Below are 17,176 nucleotides of genomic sequence, written 5' to 3' on the forward strand. Positions count from 1 at the left end.
TGCCTGCCCGCTTTAAACAGAGATACATCAACATGGGCAACAGATAGTCATTAAAAAATAATGTTAAAGAAGACTAGCACGTTTATGAAATATCCGGGCTAGGGAGAATCGTTGATCTAACAGAGAAAACGCTCTCAATTAACCCGCTAACCGGTTGATTGAGAGCGTTTTTAACCCCGGGATTCGCCCGGAATAATCAGTCTTTAAGCAGAATCAGCCGCTTTAAACTCTTTCCGGCGTTGATGAAGTACAGGCTCGGTATAACCGTTAGGCTGCTCACAACCCCTGAAAACCAGGTCGCAGGCTGCCGCAAAGGCAATACTTTTATCAAAGTCTGGTGCCATGGGCCGGTAAGCGGTATCAGCGGCATTCTGCCGGTCTACAATCACAGCCATACGCTTCATGGTTGCCATTACCTGCGCTTCTGAACAGATATCATGACGAAGCCAGTTGGCAATGTGCTGACTGGAAATTCGCAGCGTGGCACGGTCTTCCATCAGACCAATGTCGTTGATATCCGGAACCTTGGAACAGCCAACACCCTGGTCAATCCAGCGCACCACATAGCCAAGAATGCCCTGGGCGTTATTGTCCAGCTCTTTCTGGATCAACTCTGCGGATAATTTACCCGGATCAGTCATTACCGGAATTTGCAGAATGTCATCAACGCTGGCTTGTTGACGACGGGACAGCGTTTCCTGACGGGCCAGAACATTAACTCTGTGATAATGAACAGCATGAAGTGTTGCACCGTTGGGCGACGGCACCCAGGCAGTGTTGGCCCCTGACAGGGGGTGAGCAATCTTCTGTTCCATCATTTTGGCCATCTCATCCGGCATTGCCCACATGCCTTTACCAATCTGGGCTTTGCCGGGCAGTCCTGTATGGAGACCAATATCAACATTCTGATCTTCATAGGCCTGGATCCAGGTCGACTGTTTCATCTCTCCTTTGGGAATAACAGGTCCGGCTTCCATACTGGTGTGTATTTCATCCCCGGTACGGTCCAGGAAACCGGTGTTGATAAAGACAATACGATCCCTGGCCTCACGGATACACGCTTTCAGGTTTAGGGAAGTTCTGCGCTCTTCATCCATAATGCCCACCTTCAAGGTGTTGGCAGGTAGATCAAGCGCCACCTCGATTCGTGAAAACAGTTTGCAGGTAAAGGCGACTTCTTCGGGACCATGCATCTTGGGCTTGACGATATAAATGCTGCCTTCCCGGGAGTTCTGCTGACCACCTGCTTTTTTCTTCAGGTCGTGGATGGCAATCAAGGAAGTGAACATACCATCCATAATGCCCTCCGGGATTTCATTACCCTCGGCATCAAGAATGGCATCATTGGTCATCAGGTGACCGACATTTCGGACAAACATCAGGCTTCTGCCAGGTAAGACCAGCTCACTGCCGTCTGGTGCCGTGTAAATCCGGTCAGAACTCAGCTTTCGGGTCACCGGCTTGCCACCTTTAACGAAAGTATCTTCCAGATCACCTTTCATCAGTCCAAGCCAGTTGCGATAGACCAGGGCCTTGTCTTCTGCATCCACTGCCGCCACGGAATCTTCGCAGTCCATTATGGTGGTAATGGCCGCCTCAACGATCAGATCCTGCACATTCGCAGCGTCATCCCTGCCGATCACACCTTCAGAATCCATCTGAATATCAATGTATAACTCATTATTTTTCAACAGTATTGAGTCGGGCTTTTCGGGTGTTCCGGTATAACCACAGAGCTTTTCCGGCTCTTTCAGGGATGTGATTGAACCATCCTCAAGTGAAATGGCCAGACTGTTCTCCAGCACCTGATAGCGAACGGCATCTTTGTGGCTACCGGAAGCCAGTGGAGCTGCTGTATCCAGCAATTCACGACCAAACTCAATCACTTTTCTGCCACGAACCGGGTTATACCCTTTGCCCTTTTCTGCTCCTTCGCTGTCCCCAATAGCGTCAGTTCCATACAGCGCATCATACAGGCTGCCCCAGCGGGCATTGGCTGCATTCAAGGCAAAGCGGGCATTCATAACAGGAACTACCAGCTGGGGCCCTGCCTGACGAGCGATTTCGCTGTCGACCTTGCTGGTGGAGATGGCAAAGTCATCCCCTTCAGGCAGCAGATAGCCTGTTTCCTCAAGGAAAGACCTGTACTCAGACTTAGTTTCTTCGGTATAACGGTTTTGCTGGTGCCATACATCAATCTTCTGCTGAAGTTCATCCCGACGGGCCAAAAGCGCTTTGTTTTCAGGGGCGAGGTCATTAACCAACGCTTCGAGGGACAGCCAGAACTTCTCCGGGTCCACACCGGTTCCCGGAACAATGTCATTTACCAGTAAATCATGGAGTACCCGAGCGATTTGCAGGCCGCCTTTCTGGATGCGTTCAGTCATGTCAACCTCACTTCCTGATCATTATTATGCAACTGACGTATACATTATGCTGCAACCATGTACAAGCACAACAATCCAACCGTCAATGTTATCGAAGCGAGAAGGTATGTCCAATTAACGCCCGCAATGACGGCTATTTATCCTGTGAATGGTGACTGTTAAATGGAAAATTGATCGGGAATAATCAAATTATGAGCGCCCAGGCTGGAGATTTTCGTCTCGCCAATCAGTGCCATGGTGGACTCAAGCTCTTTATGAATGATCTCCAGAGCCCGGGTTACACCAGCTTCACCCGCAGCACCCAGCCCATAAGCAAAGGCTCGCCCAACAAGAACCCCCTGAGCGCCCAGCGCAATCGCCTTCAGTACATCCTGACCACTGCGCACACCACTATCCAGCAACACATCAACCTGCTGGTTTGCCGCTTTTACAAGACCTGCCACAGTTCTGATGGTTGACGGAGCACCATCCAGTTGGCGTCCACCATGGTTAGAGACCACCACTGCCTGGGCACCTGCATCAATGGTGCGATATAAGTCTTCGGTATTCAGTATTCCCTTAATGATCAAATAACCATCCCAGTGGTCACGAATCCACTGGATATCCTTCCAGCTTAATGAGGCATCCAGCTGCTCTGATGTCCACACGGCAAGAGATCGTAGATTGTTGACTCCTTTTGCATGACCGACAATATTCCCGAAAGTATGATGTGATGAGAAAGCCATCTTCCAACACCAGACAGGGCGATTAAGGAACTGAATCAGCGATGTGGCGGTTATCCGGGGCGGGGCTGAAAGCCTGTTTTTAACATCTTTATGCCTTTGCCCCATGATGGGCAGATCCATGGTGACAACCAGTGTTTTACAACCTGCCTTTCTGGCTCGTTCCATCAGTTGCAGGGTAAAATCCCGGTCTTTAAATACATACAACTGAAACCAGAAAGGTTGATGGGTCTGCCGGGCAACGTCTTCAATGGAACAAATGCTCAAGCTGGACAGTGCAAAGGGAATACCAAATGCTTCTGCAGCCCTGGCAGCCAGAATCTCACCATCAGGATACTGCATCCCTGCCAACCCAACAGGAGCCAGTGCCACCGGCATTGTCACCGGAGTCTGCGCCATAAGAGATGCGGTACTTCTCTGGGCTACATCCACCCCAACCCGCTGTCGAAACAGTAAATCGTTAAAGTCAGAGTGATTACTGTCATAAGTCCTTTCAGACCAAGCACCTGAGTCTACGTAGTCATAGAACATTTTTGGCACACGTTTTCTGGCCAGAGCCTGTAAGTCATGAATAGAGCATATTTGTGCAAGATTGGAGTGAGCGGCAAACATAGGATCTGCCCAAATTTTGTAGAAGTCTGTTAAATCTAGCGGGCAAAAACAAATGTGCAAAATCCGGGTGTTCTGTCTGGTCCGGCTTCAAATTCTGTGAAGGGAAAAAAGAAAGCCCTTTTCTTTTGGGAAAAAGAAAGGGCTTTTTCAATAACGTCTGCTCTGGTCAATCAGTCGTCCAGGACAACACCCTGCTGCTGCTCAGAGATTAACAAGTAGTATGACTCGGCGATAAATTCCTTGCACTCTTCGGCAACATCAAACAGTGCATGCTCTGCTTCCAGGTCACTCAGCCAATCCATTTTTATCTCCAATAATCCAACTGATTTTGTACTTCTTTAACGGAGGATAACGTCTTATTTTCCTCTTCTGTTTCGCGCAAATCAGCGAAAGCAAGCAAATTAGAACACAGATAAACAAAGAATAACAGTCGGGACTGTTAGTTTATGTTGTTATTTGTTTGTCTGCATGAAAACAAACGACAAGGTCACTTGTCCGCCACGGATTTAATAATCTGCCTCAGCCACTGATGGGCAGAGTCGTGATGCAGCAAAGGGCTCCAGGCCATGGACAGGTCAAATGATGGAATTTCAAACGGGGGCCTGACGACAGCAAGCCTGGTACTGAGTCGTTCAATATCTGCAAGCCGACTGGGAAGCGTAGCGATCAGATCATTCTGGACAGACAACAGCATCGCCACCTGATAATGACGGGTAAAAACACTGATTTTACGTTTTTTGCCAACAGCAGCCAGCGCTTCATCGACCCAGCCCAGTCGCTGTACATCCTCAGGATTAACCCCTACGCCAATCCCCATTCCGGTTTTGCTGGCCCAGATATGCTGGGATTGAAGATAGCTGTCCAGGGTAAAGTCAGTCAGTATCGGGTTTTCCCTGCTCATCACACAGGAAAAATCATCCTGCCAGATCCGGGACTGATAAAACGACTGAGGCAGACTGTCAAAGCGATTAATGGCCATATCCACCCAGCCTTGCTCCACGTCGTGAAAGCTCACATCACTGGGCGTCAGGACATCCAGCGTCACATTCGGAGCCAATGAGCGAACCTGCTTCAACACCAGAGGGATCAGGGTTGATTCAGCATAATCAGAAGCCATGATCCGGAAAACCCGCTGACTGGTTTCAGGATCAAACTTTTCTTTTGGCTGAATCGTTTTCTCCATGGCCAGTAATGCCTCACGAATCAGTGGCTGGAGTTCAAGTGCACGCTCTGTTGGGGTCATCCCCTCGCTGGTCCGGATCAACAGAGGATCATTAAACAACTCCCGCAGTCTGCGCAGCCCATTGCTCATGGCGGGCTGGGTAATTCCCAACTGTTCCGCGGCACGGGTTACGTTGCGCTCCCTGAGCAGAACATCCAGGTAAACCATCAAATTCAGATCAACGCGTGCAATATTCATTCTATAAATACCCGAGATAACTCTTATAAATTACCAGAATCTTTCTCAGGTGTTTAGGATGTGCGACGTAAATCAAACATTTGTTTGAATTTAAACAGTCGCATAACTACACCTCGCTGTCCGGGGGAGGAAAATAACATGGCTCGCTATAACCGCTCTGAAGAAATTGCCCGCATTGAAAAGGACTGGGCGGAGAACCCGCGCTGGAAAAATGTCAAACGAACCTACAGTGCAGAAGACGTGGTTCGTCTGAGAGGTTCGGTGAAAATCGAAAACACCATTGCCAGACAGGGTGCTGAGAAACTCTGGGACCTGGTGTATGGCAACCAGTCTAGAAAAGGTTATGTCAACTGTCTCGGTGCCCTCACTGGCGGCCAGGCAGTACAACAGGTTAAAGCAGGTATTGAAGCGATCTACCTTTCCGGCTGGCAGGTTGCGGCAGATAATAATACCGCCAGCACCATGTACCCTGACCAGTCTCTGTACCCGGTTGACTCCGTGCCGGCAGTGGTCAAGCGCATCAACAATAGTTTCCGTCGTGCTGATCAGATTCAGTGGAAAGCCGGTAAACAAGCGGGTGATGAAGGCTATGTTGACATGTTTGCCCCGATTGTGGCGGACGCAGAGGCAGGCTTTGGTGGTGTACTGAACGCCTATGAACTGATGAAGGGCATGATTGAAGCCGGTGCTGCCGGTGTGCACTTTGAAGACCAGCTGGCTTCCGTTAAAAAATGTGGCCATATGGGCGGCAAGGTGCTGGTTCCCACCCAGGAAGCTGTACAGAAGTTGATTGCGGCCCGACTGGCTGCTGACGTTGCCGATGTACCGACCATTGTTCTGGCCCGTACCGATGCCAACGCTGCTGATCTGATCACCTCTGACTGTGATCCTTACGATTCAGCATTCCTGACTGGCGAAAGAACCCCTGAAGGTTTCTTCCGGACCAGGGCCGGTATTGATCAGGCAATTGCCCGTGGTCTTGCCTATGCGCCATACGCGGATCTGCTGTGGTGTGAAACCGCCACTCCAGACCTGGATGAAGCCCGTAAGTTTGCAGAAGCGATCAAAGCTGAGTACCCGGACCAGCTGCTGGCTTATAATTGCTCACCCTCCTTTAACTGGAAGAAAAATCTGGACGATGAAACCATTGCCAAATTCCAGCAGGAACTGAGTGATATGGGCTACAAGTACCAGTTCATCACCCTCGCAGGCATTCATAACATGTGGTACAACATGTTTGAACTGGCTCATAACTACGCCCAGGGCGAAGGTATGAAGCATTATGTCGAGATGGTCCAGGAGCCAGAGTTTGGCGCTGCGGAAAAAGGTTACACGTTTGTAGCCCACCAACAGGAAGTCGGAACCGGTTATTTTGATGATATGACGACGGTTATACAGGGTGGTCAGTCTTCAGTAACTGCGTTAACCGGCTCTACGGAAGAAGAGCAGTTCTAGATCGAAAAAGCTTGAGCCCCTGATGAATGACGGGGCTCATTTTTAACAATGAAACATATCTCTGGCCAGTTCAGAATGCACCCTCTCTAGCGCACTCTTAAAACTGAGAGCTGTTTTTTCCGGCGACTTCCTGCGCTTACTGGGCGTTGTTAACGTATCGAGAAGTGACCTGACTTTCGCTGACTTGTTACGTTTACGCTGGATACTCTCAAGCTCAGCACTGGAAATAGTAAGTTTATGCGCCAGATGGTTTGTCAGTATTTTTATCTGATGGGCAAACAGGCCATCCACCGCTTTATCATAGTTCTCCACTAATTTTTGATAGTTTAATGCCTCCGAATGTGCAATGTGGTAGGTAGTAGTACCACTTTTTGATAATTCGTTATTACGAAATTTATCATTGATTAATCGACGTAGGGCGACGCCATCCCCAAGGGTTGTGTATTCGGAGCCCCTGAAAGAATCGAAGTCTGCAAGAATTTCTGCTGTCTGCTGCTCTGCGTATGGCGTGCAGGGTTGTTGAGGGACAAACTTTTTACCAATGGCAGAGGGGGAAAAATTTCTTTCACGTATTGCCCTCCTAAGTGCCTGCACATCTTTGAGTGTCGACTGTGTAGAATTAATAAAGTTATTTATATCATAAAGAATCCAGACAGCACGCTGATATGCATAAGGCGAACTGAGTTTCGAGTAAAAATCCTTTGCTGTTTTTGAGCTATTTCCTTTGCTTGCACCTGAGCTTTGATTAGCCCACACGGATGATTGAAGGGCAGATACCCCGGGAATCTTCGGAAACATTCACACAATCCCTTTAGATAATTATTATGACTGTATGTTTTACATAGACTTGTTCTTTATGTATAAGTTCAATTTTTAAGTGATAACTGTCACAGCCCACAATAATCCCTGTGCCCGGGAAAACCGCCCAGCACTGAACTTTTCAGACCTCACAGCCAATTTTGACTATCTTTTAAAAGCGATGGCAGCACCAAAGCCAGTTTGCCTTTAAATAAGTTACAGATGTTGAGGTTATGTCAGCAGTACCCAATGTTAACCAGCTTCCTGATTATCTGAAGTTAAACCATGCTTTTCAGCAAATAAGAAACAATGTGCGCACCACCCCGCTGTTAAAATCCGATGTCTTGAGTGAACTGATCAGCGGGGAAGTGCTGATCAAGGCCGAGTCTCTGCAAATTACCGGGGCCTTTAAATTCCGGGGGGCGTTCTACCGACTGTTAAATTTAACGGATAGCCAGAAAAAACAAGGTGTTACAGCCTATTCTTCAGGAAATTTTGCAGCAGGCCTGTCAGCCGCCGGACAGCTTCTGGACATACCGGTCAGGCTGGTAATGCCCCATGATGCCCCCAAATCAAAAGTCAATAATGCCAGACGTTACGGCGCAGAGATCACTCTCTGCCAATGCAATAAACCGTCCAGGGAGGAAGCTGCCAGCGCTATGGCCAGGCAAATAGCCAAAGACCACGGCGCAGTTCTGCTGCACCCTTTCGATGACCACGAGATCATCATTGGCCAGGCATCTGTAGCGCTGGAGCTGCAGGAACAGTTGGCGATGTCCGGGAAATCCTGTGACCACATTCTCTGCCCCGTTGGTGGTGGCAGCCTGGTGGCAGGATCCAGCCTGGTGTTTGGCAGCAACACCCAGGTATGGGCCGTTGAAGTGGATGGTTACCAGGGCATGGGCATTTCCCTTGAAAACGGCAGGCGCTCTCGAGCCAAAGGTCATATCCTGTGTGACTGTGATGCTTTACTGGCCCTTGAGCCTGGCATTGCCAACCTGGACATTGTGCTGCAAACCGGTGTCAGGGGTATAACAGTCAATCCGCAAAAATCCCATGACGCCATCAGGCTCGGTTTTCAGGAGATGAACCTGGTGCTGGAACCCAGCGGCGCGGTGGCCATTGCCGCGATTATGGATAACCCGGCACTGTTTGAAAATAAAACCGTAGTGGCGATTGGCAGTGGAGGTAACGTTGATCCGGATAAGTACGCTGCAATATTAGAGGCTGTCTGAGCATCCGATTGATCGTCTGGTCGTTGGGCAGGCATAACTGGTGGAAATATATCCAATCTGTAGCAATGCTTGCCAGCCCTCCCCCGCAGTGGGAAGGACAGGCAAGAGTCAGATATTAATCGATCACGTGCACAGAAGCAGTATTGGTAGTACCGGACTCAACCAGGGCACCGGAAACCATGACAACCAGATCACCAGACTGAACAAAGTTGTGTTTCACCGCCAGCTCTTTACCCAGCTTGTAGAATGCGTCGGTGTTTTCCTGCTGTGGTACCAGGCTGGTGGTCACCCCTTTGCTCAGACTGAGTTGGTTAGCGGTCTTCTCGGAAGAAGTCAGCGCCAGAATCTGGGCTTTAGGGAAGAACTTACGCAGAGAACGTGCAGACTTACCCTGCTCAGTGGCAACGATAATCAGCTTGGCAGCCAGAATATCTGCCGTCTTGACTGCTCCACGGCAGACCGCTTGCGTGATACTTCGATAATTGTCGATCTCCGCATCGAACTCTTCAACACGCAGTTCCATGCTGCCATCCGTGCTGTTACAGATGGTTGCCATGACCGCTACAGATTCTGCCGGGTACTTACCTTTGGCGCTCTCACCGGAGAGCATAACGGCATCGGTGCCGTCCAGAATAGCGTTTGCTACGTCACCGGCTTCTGCACGGGTTGGACGAGGATTCTTAATCATCGAATCCAGCATCTGGGTAGCCGTGATAACCGGCTTACGAGCATGGTTACACTTGTTGATCATCATCTTCTGGGCAAAGATCACCTGATCAACCGGGATTTCTACCCCCAGGTCACCACGGGCCACCATGATGGCATCAGAAACGGCCAGAATGTCGTCGAAGTTATCAACGCCTTCCTGGTTCTCGATCTTGGAAATGATCTGGATTTCCTTACCACCATTGGCATCCAGCAGTTCACGGATCTCGTTAACGTCGCTGGCTTTGCGAATAAAGGAAGCCGCTACAAAATCAACGCCCTGCTCACAACCAAAGACCAGGTCAGCCTTATCCTTTTCTGACAGGGCTGGCAGGTTAACTTTAACACCAGGCAGGTTTACACCTTTGTTTTCACCCAGTTCACCGTTGTTCTTGACTTCACAGACGATTTCCTGAGCCTTGACTTCTTTTACCGTCAGTTCAATCAGGCCATCGTCCAGCAGAACCGTGTTACCCGGCTTCAGGTCATCGGTCAGGCCGGCGTAGGTAACCGCTACACGCGTGCTGTCACCAATAACAGACGCGTCGGTAGTCAGAGTAAATTCCTGTCCTGCGCTCAGCATGACGTCGTCGCCATTGTGCAGTTTAACAGTTCGGATTTCAGGGCCTTTTGTGTCCAGAAGAATGGCAACACGCTTACCGGTTTCAGCCATGACTTCTCGAAGACGGGCAATACGGGCACCATGCTCGTCAAAGTCACCATGAGAGAAATTCAGTCGCATCACATTCATGCCATTGTCGACCAGTTTGGTCAGCATCTCATGGGATTCAGACTTTGGGCCGATGGTACAGACGATCTTAGTCTTTCTCACTGGAGTTTTCTCCGTCATAGGGGATTTCCGGGAGCCTGTCGGGCATAAGTCCGAGAGGCTCCCAGTGTGATTGACGGTCAGGTATACGAAGTCCCGACACTTTGGTGGGTGCGGATACTACCGCAAAAACGAAAGAAAACCTTGGCCTTTTTACAATAAATCCGTTGTTTTAGATCAGTATTTTCCGAAAATATGTTTAATTAACCACCAACCATAATAACTTATGAAAATGCTTGTGAAACAGTGACTTATTATAGAAAGATTCGTTATTTATGAAAGACTGGGATCGCCCTGCTTCCACAATGCCAGGATCGAAAGAAACAGGACCAGGAAACTGATCAAGAAATCAAACCAGTCGTTCAGCAGAAACGACAATCCCGTTCAAATCGGCATACAGGAAATGGCCGGGAATGAAGTCCACGCCATGAAACCGAACAGGAATATCGACTTCTCCCTGCCCTTTTTTATCCGTTTTCATCGGGTGTACAGCAAGCGCCTGTACCCCCAGCGGCAGTTGTGAAATCACTTCAACATCACGAATACAGCCATAAACAATAATACCCTGCCAGCCATTGCTTACGGCCTGTTCTGCCAGCATATCACCCAACAAGGCTCTTCTCAGGGAACCGCCGCCATCAACAACCAGCACTTTACCGTGACCGTCACTGAACACCTGCTCCCGAACTCTGGAATTATCTTCATGGCATTTAATAGTGACAATTTCGCCACCAAAAATATCCCTGCCACCAAAGCTGTTAAAACCCGGGTCAACGACCTGAAGGCTTCCTGGGAAATCATCACACAAATCGGGGGTGGTAAAACTCATTATTATTCTCCCATGACAATTCAGACTGGCATGATAACCAAAAAAAACACCGAGAAAAGCTTTTCCTCTGTGAAATGCGGATTACTTCTCTACACAATTAAATGCCACACCATAAACGTGCAATGCCCGCTATCGCTCGGCATTTTCCCGGTGGTTTTATCAACCTGAACTAAAAACTCAGCGCAGGAACTTTTGCCAAACCCGGCAATCTACAGTTCAGTTCCTGAATGCTCAGACAGTTAATAGCAGGATGGGACAAAGATCCAGAAAGTGCTACTTAACAATGGTCGTATAAATAAACCATCTATTAGCCAATCAGGCAGGAGTTATCATGCAACCAATAGCGCAGAGTAGTCTCAGAAGTGTAGATGGAAGCGGTTTGAAAAAAGATGAAGAGGCATTAATAAAGGGCCTGAAGCCAATATCCGGGTTAGTGGCCAGCTACAATAAACGTGTCAGAGAAGCCTCTGAACAGGGTCAGGATCAATCGTTCAAACGACTGAAACAGCATTTACCTTCCGAATGGACGACCAGCATAGATATTGAGCATCGTAAGCTGGAAATTGTCGGGCTGCGTTTTTCCGCGAATCGTTTATCACCAGACAGCACATCGCAACAGCCTGATATCAGTACGATACAGTGCGATAGTCGTATTGAGCCGGGCAATATTGACCCGGCGACGAGTGAAATTTTCCAGTGCCAGACCAATTATCTTACGTTCCAAATGAAGGCCCACTTCGGTTGTTATATTCTTCAAACCTACATCAGCCCTTCGGGTAAGCACCTCTTCATCAGTGGTTGCGACAGTTTGAAAGATCATAGCCTGGTAAGCTGGCGACAAGACGCGGATGGTAACTGGTCGGAGAACAGCAGGAGCAGGGTTGGGGCCCAGAAGATTATTCCCCAGCTTAACCGGTCGGAAAACACGCTTCTGACTTGCTGCAGCCAGGATGGCAAGGTCAAGGTGAGTACACTCAATAGTGATGGCCATTGGGTGGAGTCGCGGGTGCTTGAGCACTCGCCACTTGAAGATGGCTATGAACCAGTGATGGCAAGCTTCAACCCGGTGCAGGACAAGATTATGACCTACGATCACAGCGTCGGCAGAATCAATGTTTTGCGATTGGATGGCAGCCGGTGGACTCTGCTAGACCAGCCAGTAAAGATCAGACAATGTGGGCCAAGAGCACTGAATTTCGTCCCCACGAATACTTTTTTAATGACTCACAATGTTGAAAAAGCGACCATCTGGCACCTTAATGAGCAGCGCAACTGTATTGTTCCTAAATTTGTCAAGGAGTGCGACCGTGTAATTTCTGATTGCCAGTTGAGTTGGGATGAGAGCCATGCCCTTGTCCTCTTGGCTAACCGGGTTTTCTTCCTGGCTCACGATGCCTACGGCAAATGGTCGCAGGTCGGAGAGGTTCATCATTCTGAGCAACCCGGAGAAATTCACCAGGGCGTTAAAGGGACCAACCGTATTTGCTCAGCCTCCTTCAATCCCTCAGCGACATTTGCACTTACCCGTGATTTAGCCAGGAAAACAAAAATTTCCGGTTATAATGCTAATGTTGACTGGGTAGAAAAAATAGAGATCCCGAGTTGTGATAATGCCAGCTTCAGCACCTCGGGGTATAAAGTACTGGCCGACTTCGGTGGTGGCTCTTTTAAAATCTGGGATTGCGGTTCAGGCAATCTGAACAAACCCCACATCCTTGAGCACCCCGGCAGTAACAGAGCTATCTTCAGTCGTTCAGAAAAACAGCTCCTGAGCTATGGCAATGAAACAAATTACGCTTGCATTTGGGGTGATGACAGGGAAGGCAACCTGATTGAGAGAGCACGGGTATGTCATCGGGGAGGGATTATCATTGCTCACTTCAATGTTAAGGAAGACAGTGTACTGACCGTCGGTCATGATTGCACTGTGAAAATTCAGGGGCTTGACACAGATGGTGAATGGCTGGAGCAGCTGGCGGTTAAGCATCAAAAAACAATTGATGTTGCTCAATTTTCCCGATCAGGCCGTCTGGCATTTTCCGTTAGCCAGGACAGTACCGCCTGCATCATGGGGCGAGACGACAAGGGCAAATGGACACAACTGGCATTGACAAAACCTGGCCCCTATTTGATCAAATTCGCCCAGTTTAATAAATGGGAGAACCATTTCCTGATCTTTGGCAAAGATTCCAAAGATCATGACAAGCCCGGCTTTGTGCAACTCTGGAGTATCGGTGATGATGAAAAATGGGCAGAAAGAGAGATGATAAAACTGGATCATCCCGTTAAAGTGGCGGATTTTAGCCCCGATGGTAGTCATTTAATAATCCATTGCAAAAATAACCCCGGGGGGGGTGCCCAAAGGTGACACAGTACTTCTCTGGAAGATTCCTGTCAGCCCCCTTGGGCAATCTTTGCACAACCCCACACAGGGACTATCAAGTCATTCCGCCAGATAGAGCCAGGTTTCCAGAACCGAATCGGGGTTCAGGGAAACGGTATTAATGCCCTCTTCCATCAACCAGCGGGCAAAGTCAGGATGATCACTGGGCCCCTGGCCGCAAATACCGATGTATTTACCCTGTCGGTGACAGGCCTGAATCGCCATGGACAACAACTGCTTGACGGCGGCATTACGCTCATCAAAAAGATGGGCAATCAAGCCGGAATCCCGATCAAGCCCCAGGGCCAGCTGAGTCATATCGTTAGAGCCAATGGAGAAGCCATCAAAATATTCCAGGAACTCATCAGCCAGCAGCGCATTGGAAGGCAGTTCGCACATCATAATAATCTTCAGGCCATGTTCACCACGACGAAGTCCAAAGTCAGACATAATGTTGATGACCTGACGGGCTTCATCCGGCGTTCGGACGAATGGCACCATCAGTTCAACATTGGTCAGGCCGAACTCGTCCCTGACCCGCTTCATCGCCCGGCATTCAAGCTCAAAACAGTCCCTGAAGGATTCCGAGATATAGCGGGAAGCGCCACGAAAGCCCAGCATCGGGTTCTCTTCATGGGGCTCATAGATCTTGCCGCCAATCAGGTTGGCATATTCGTTAGACTTGAAGTCTGAAAGTCGGACAATAACTTTTTCCGGGGCAAAAGCAGCAGCAATAGAAGCGACGCCTTCAACCAGTTTTTCAACATAAAAGTCAACAGGATTATCGTAGCCCGCCATTCGCTCATCAATCTGCTGTCTGACGGCATCGGGGACGCTGTCTGGATTAGTTTGATAGTTCAGCAAAGCCTTGGGATGAACACCGATCATCTTGTTGATAATAAATTCCAGTCGAGCAAGCCCAACACCCGAATTGGGCAGTCGGGAGAAACTGAAAGCCCGGTCAGGATTCCCCACATTCATCATAATCCTGAAGGGCAACTCAGGCATTTGATCCAGATCTTTCTTCTGGTGCTCAAACGGCAACTCACCCTGATAAATAAAGCCGGTATCCCCTTCGGCACAGGAAACCGTTACCGCCTGACCATCTTGCAGTCGGCGGGTAGCGTCACCACACCCGACCACTGCTGGAATACCCAGCTCTCGGGCGATAATAGCGGCGTGACAGGTACGCCCACCCCGGTTGGTGACAATGGCTGAAGCCCGCTTCATAACCGGTTCCCAGTCTGGATCGGTCATATCAGTAACCAGCACATCGCCATCCTGAACCCGGTCCATATCCGCCAGATCAGCCACCAGACAGACACGCCCCTGACCAATGCGCTGGCCAATACTGCGGCCTTCTGCCAGAACATTACCCTGTTGCAACAGGCGATAACGTTCCAGCGTCCTGGACTCAGTTCGACTTTGTACTGTCTCAGGCCGGGCCTGAACCACATAGAGCTGCTGGTCATCGCCATCTTTGGCCCACTCGATGTCCATGGGTCGGCCGTAATGGGCTTCAATGGCCATGGCCTGACGGGCCAGTTCCAGCACATCAGCATCATTGATGGAGAACTGCTGACGCTTCTCAAGGTCAACATCCACGGTTTGCACCGATCTTCCGGTCTCTGGGGCATCACCGTAAACCATCTGAATCGCCTTACTGCCCATATTTCGCCTGAGGATGGCAGAGCGCCCTGCTTCAAGTGCGGGTTTGTAAACATAAAATTCATCCGGATTTACTGCCCCCTGAACCACGGTCTCTCCCAGGCCATAGGAGGAGGTGATAAATACCGCATCGCGAAAACCCGACTCGGTATCCAGAGTAAACATCACCCCGGCAGCCCCCGTTTCACTGCGCACCATCCGCTGAATTCCGGCCGACAGCGCCACATCCCGATGGTCAAAGCCCTGATGCTCACGGTATGAAATGGCACGATCATTAAAGAGAGAGGCAAAGACCTCCCGAACCGCTCGCAGAACATTCTGTGCACCACGGATATTCAGAAAGGTTTCCTGCTGCCCGGCAAAGGAGGCATCGGGCAAGTCTTCCGCTGTTGCCGATGACCGCACTGCCACAGCCAGATCCTCCTGATCACCACAGAGTTCACGGTAGCTGTTGACAATGGCCTGTTCAAATTCGGGGCGGAATGGCTCATCCATAATCCATTGGCGAATACTGGCACCCGCCCGGGTGAGCTGTTGAATATCATCAATATTCAGTTCATCCAACAGGGTATGAATACGATCATATAACCCTGAGCCATCCAGAAAGTCTCGATAGGCCTCTGCCGTAGTGGCAAAGCCACCGGGTACACGAACCCCTGCCCTGCCAAGGTGGCTGAGCATTTCTCCCAGCGAGGCGTTCTTGCCACCAACCCGCTCCACATCACTATTGCCCAGGGCATCCAGGCCCACAACAAACTCTGGTAAAGATGAACTGTTCAAGCCACTCTCCTGCCTGTACTCCAAAGGATTACCATGGGTTTCACCGCTGAGAATTCACCGACCGTGCTGTCAGAGTTCCACTCTGCTACCAGGCCATAAATAAAGCTGTCATAGTACTGCCAATAAGACGACACCGGTTACCTCACCGGGAAGATTTCGGTATAGTTTGTTAGAAAATGTTATTGATTGGAAGAGTTTTTTACTTTGGATCACATCATTTTGATCTATCTGTACCAGAAACAGGTGATCTCAAACTATTACCCCCTGAATTTATGCTGCTGGAGTCGATAAAATGGAGCGATCGGTATTTTTTATCTCTGATGGTACTGGCATTACCGCTGAATCCTTTGGCCAAAGTCTGCTGGCCCAGTTCTCGGGGCCAACATTCCGTCACCACACCCTGCCCTATATTGATACACCCGAAAAAGCCGTTCGGGCACTGACCCTGATTAAAGAGACTCATCAGCATGAGGTGATTCAACCCATCCTCTTTATGACGGTGTTGAATGAAGAGGTCAGCAAACTGCTGCACACCAGTGGGGCTTATATTATTGACCTCTTTGCTACCTTCCTTCCCGGCCTGGAGATGGAGTTAGGCTCACACCCGTTGTATACCGTTGGCAAGAAGCGTTCCACAACCAGCAGTGCCAGCTATCACCGTCGTATCGAAGCGGTGCAGTTTGCCCTTGATAATGATGATGGTGCCCGTATCCGGCACTATGAAAAGGCCGATATTATCGTGCTGGGTGCCTCCCGTTCGGGCAAAACACCCACCTGCATCTATCTTGGTTTACAGTTTGGTATCTATGCCGCCAATTACCCCATTACCGAGGATGATTTTGATAAGGGCATCAAGCTGCCTGATTTTCTTCGACCGCACAAAGAACGTCTTTTTGGTTTGACCATCAATCCGGCCCGGCTCTCAGGCATCAGAAATGAGCGCCGTCCAAACAGCCGCTATTCCTCGGTCAGGCAGTGTCAATATGAAATACAGATGGTTGAACAGATCTATAACCAGGAGCAGATCAGCTATATCGATACCACTGAATTTTCTGTCGAAGAGATTGCAACACGGATCATGGATCAGGCCAATCTGACAAGAAGGCTGAAATAACCATCATTCAAAATTCATCAGGCCCTGAGGACTGCCCTTAATTAAATTGTTGCATAACAGTTATTTTTTCCTTGTGGCCAGCGGAATTGAATTTTTTTTCCTTCCCCTTGTCGAATGGTTGGAAAGGCATCTTTGACAAGAGGAAGAAAACGTGGATGTAACAGGCATAAAAACCGATACGACTAATGCATCAGACTTAACTTCAGAAGCCAGCTATTGCGACGAGACAGGAAATTATA

The 17,176-nt window shown here is 49.3% G+C and carries 12 protein-coding genes; 4 read left to right on the top strand and 8 right to left on the bottom strand.

Going from position 1 to position 17,176, the window contains the following annotated elements; translation table 11 throughout:
- Positions 1 to 203 precede the first annotated feature (203 nt).
- From O3276_RS03455 to O3276_RS03470, 4 genes are all read right to left on the bottom strand, one after another.
- The gene (locus O3276_RS03455) at positions 204 to 2,387 is read right to left on the bottom strand and encodes a malate synthase G (protein WP_269674383.1); all 2,184 of its coding nucleotides are present in this window, start codon (positions 2,385 to 2,387) and stop codon (positions 204 to 206) included.
- Between the two features lie 158 nt (positions 2,388 to 2,545).
- Positions 2,546 to 3,721, bottom strand: a complete 1,176-nt coding sequence (locus tag O3276_RS03460) for an alpha-hydroxy acid oxidase (protein WP_269674384.1) — start codon at positions 3,719 to 3,721, stop codon at positions 2,546 to 2,548.
- 170 nt (positions 3,722 to 3,891) lie between these two features.
- Positions 3,892 to 4,023: a hypothetical protein gene (locus O3276_RS03465; RefSeq protein WP_269674385.1), complete on the bottom strand. Its 132-nt coding sequence runs from the start codon at positions 4,021 to 4,023 to the stop codon at positions 3,892 to 3,894.
- A gap of 185 nt (positions 4,024 to 4,208) precedes the next feature.
- Positions 4,209 to 5,141, bottom strand: coding sequence for a LysR family transcriptional regulator (locus O3276_RS03470; protein ID WP_269674386.1), 933 nt, complete (start codon positions 5,139 to 5,141; stop codon positions 4,209 to 4,211).
- 138 nt (positions 5,142 to 5,279) lie between these two features.
- Between O3276_RS03470 and aceA the strand changes: the two genes are divergently transcribed.
- Positions 5,280 to 6,596: an isocitrate lyase gene (gene aceA / locus O3276_RS03475; protein ID WP_269674387.1), complete on the top strand. Its 1,317-nt coding sequence runs from the start codon at positions 5,280 to 5,282 to the stop codon at positions 6,594 to 6,596.
- A 42-nt stretch (positions 6,597 to 6,638) separates the two neighbouring features.
- On the opposite strand, the gene O3276_RS03480 is transcribed toward aceA, so the two are convergent.
- Complete coding sequence (locus O3276_RS03480) at positions 6,639 to 7,394, bottom strand: CARD domain-containing protein (RefSeq protein ID WP_269674388.1); 756 nt, start codon at positions 7,392 to 7,394, stop codon at positions 6,639 to 6,641.
- 233 nt (positions 7,395 to 7,627) lie between these two features.
- Between O3276_RS03480 and O3276_RS03485 the strand changes: the two genes are divergently transcribed.
- A complete protein-coding gene (locus O3276_RS03485) occupies positions 7,628 to 8,629 on the top strand; it encodes a threonine ammonia-lyase (protein WP_269674389.1) in 1,002 nt (333 codons plus the stop codon).
- A 115-nt stretch (positions 8,630 to 8,744) separates the two neighbouring features.
- Here the strand turns inward: O3276_RS03485 and pykF are convergent, their stop codons facing one another.
- Both pykF and rraA read right to left on the bottom strand, forming a co-directional pair.
- Positions 8,745 to 10,184 (bottom strand): pyruvate kinase PykF, encoded by a 1,440-nt coding sequence (gene pykF, locus O3276_RS03490; RefSeq protein WP_269674390.1) that lies wholly within the window; start codon positions 10,182 to 10,184, stop codon positions 8,745 to 8,747.
- 328 nt (positions 10,185 to 10,512) lie between these two features.
- Positions 10,513 to 10,992: a ribonuclease E activity regulator RraA gene (rraA, locus tag O3276_RS03495; protein WP_269674391.1), complete on the bottom strand. Its 480-nt coding sequence runs from the start codon at positions 10,990 to 10,992 to the stop codon at positions 10,513 to 10,515.
- 331 nt (positions 10,993 to 11,323) lie between these two features.
- Between rraA and O3276_RS03500 the strand changes: the two genes are divergently transcribed.
- A complete protein-coding gene (locus tag O3276_RS03500; RefSeq protein ID WP_269674392.1) occupies positions 11,324 to 13,360 on the top strand; it encodes a WD40 repeat domain-containing protein in 2,037 nt (678 codons plus the stop codon).
- Positions 13,361 to 13,435: 75 nt separating this feature from the next.
- Here the strand turns inward: O3276_RS03500 and ppsA are convergent, their stop codons facing one another.
- On the bottom strand, positions 13,436 to 15,823 hold the full coding sequence (gene ppsA, locus O3276_RS03505; RefSeq protein WP_269674393.1) for a phosphoenolpyruvate synthase: 2,388 nt from the start codon (positions 15,821 to 15,823) through the stop codon (positions 13,436 to 13,438).
- Positions 15,824 to 16,115: 292 nt separating this feature from the next.
- On the opposite strand from ppsA, the gene ppsR reads away from it, so the two are divergent.
- Positions 16,116 to 16,937, top strand: coding sequence for a posphoenolpyruvate synthetase regulatory kinase/phosphorylase PpsR (gene ppsR / locus O3276_RS03510; RefSeq protein ID WP_269674394.1), 822 nt, complete (start codon positions 16,116 to 16,118; stop codon positions 16,935 to 16,937).
- Positions 16,938 to 17,176 lie beyond the last annotated feature (239 nt).

The organism is Endozoicomonas sp. GU-1 (assembly GCF_027366395.1).
GTDB lineage: Bacteria > Pseudomonadota > Gammaproteobacteria > Pseudomonadales > Endozoicomonadaceae > Endozoicomonas.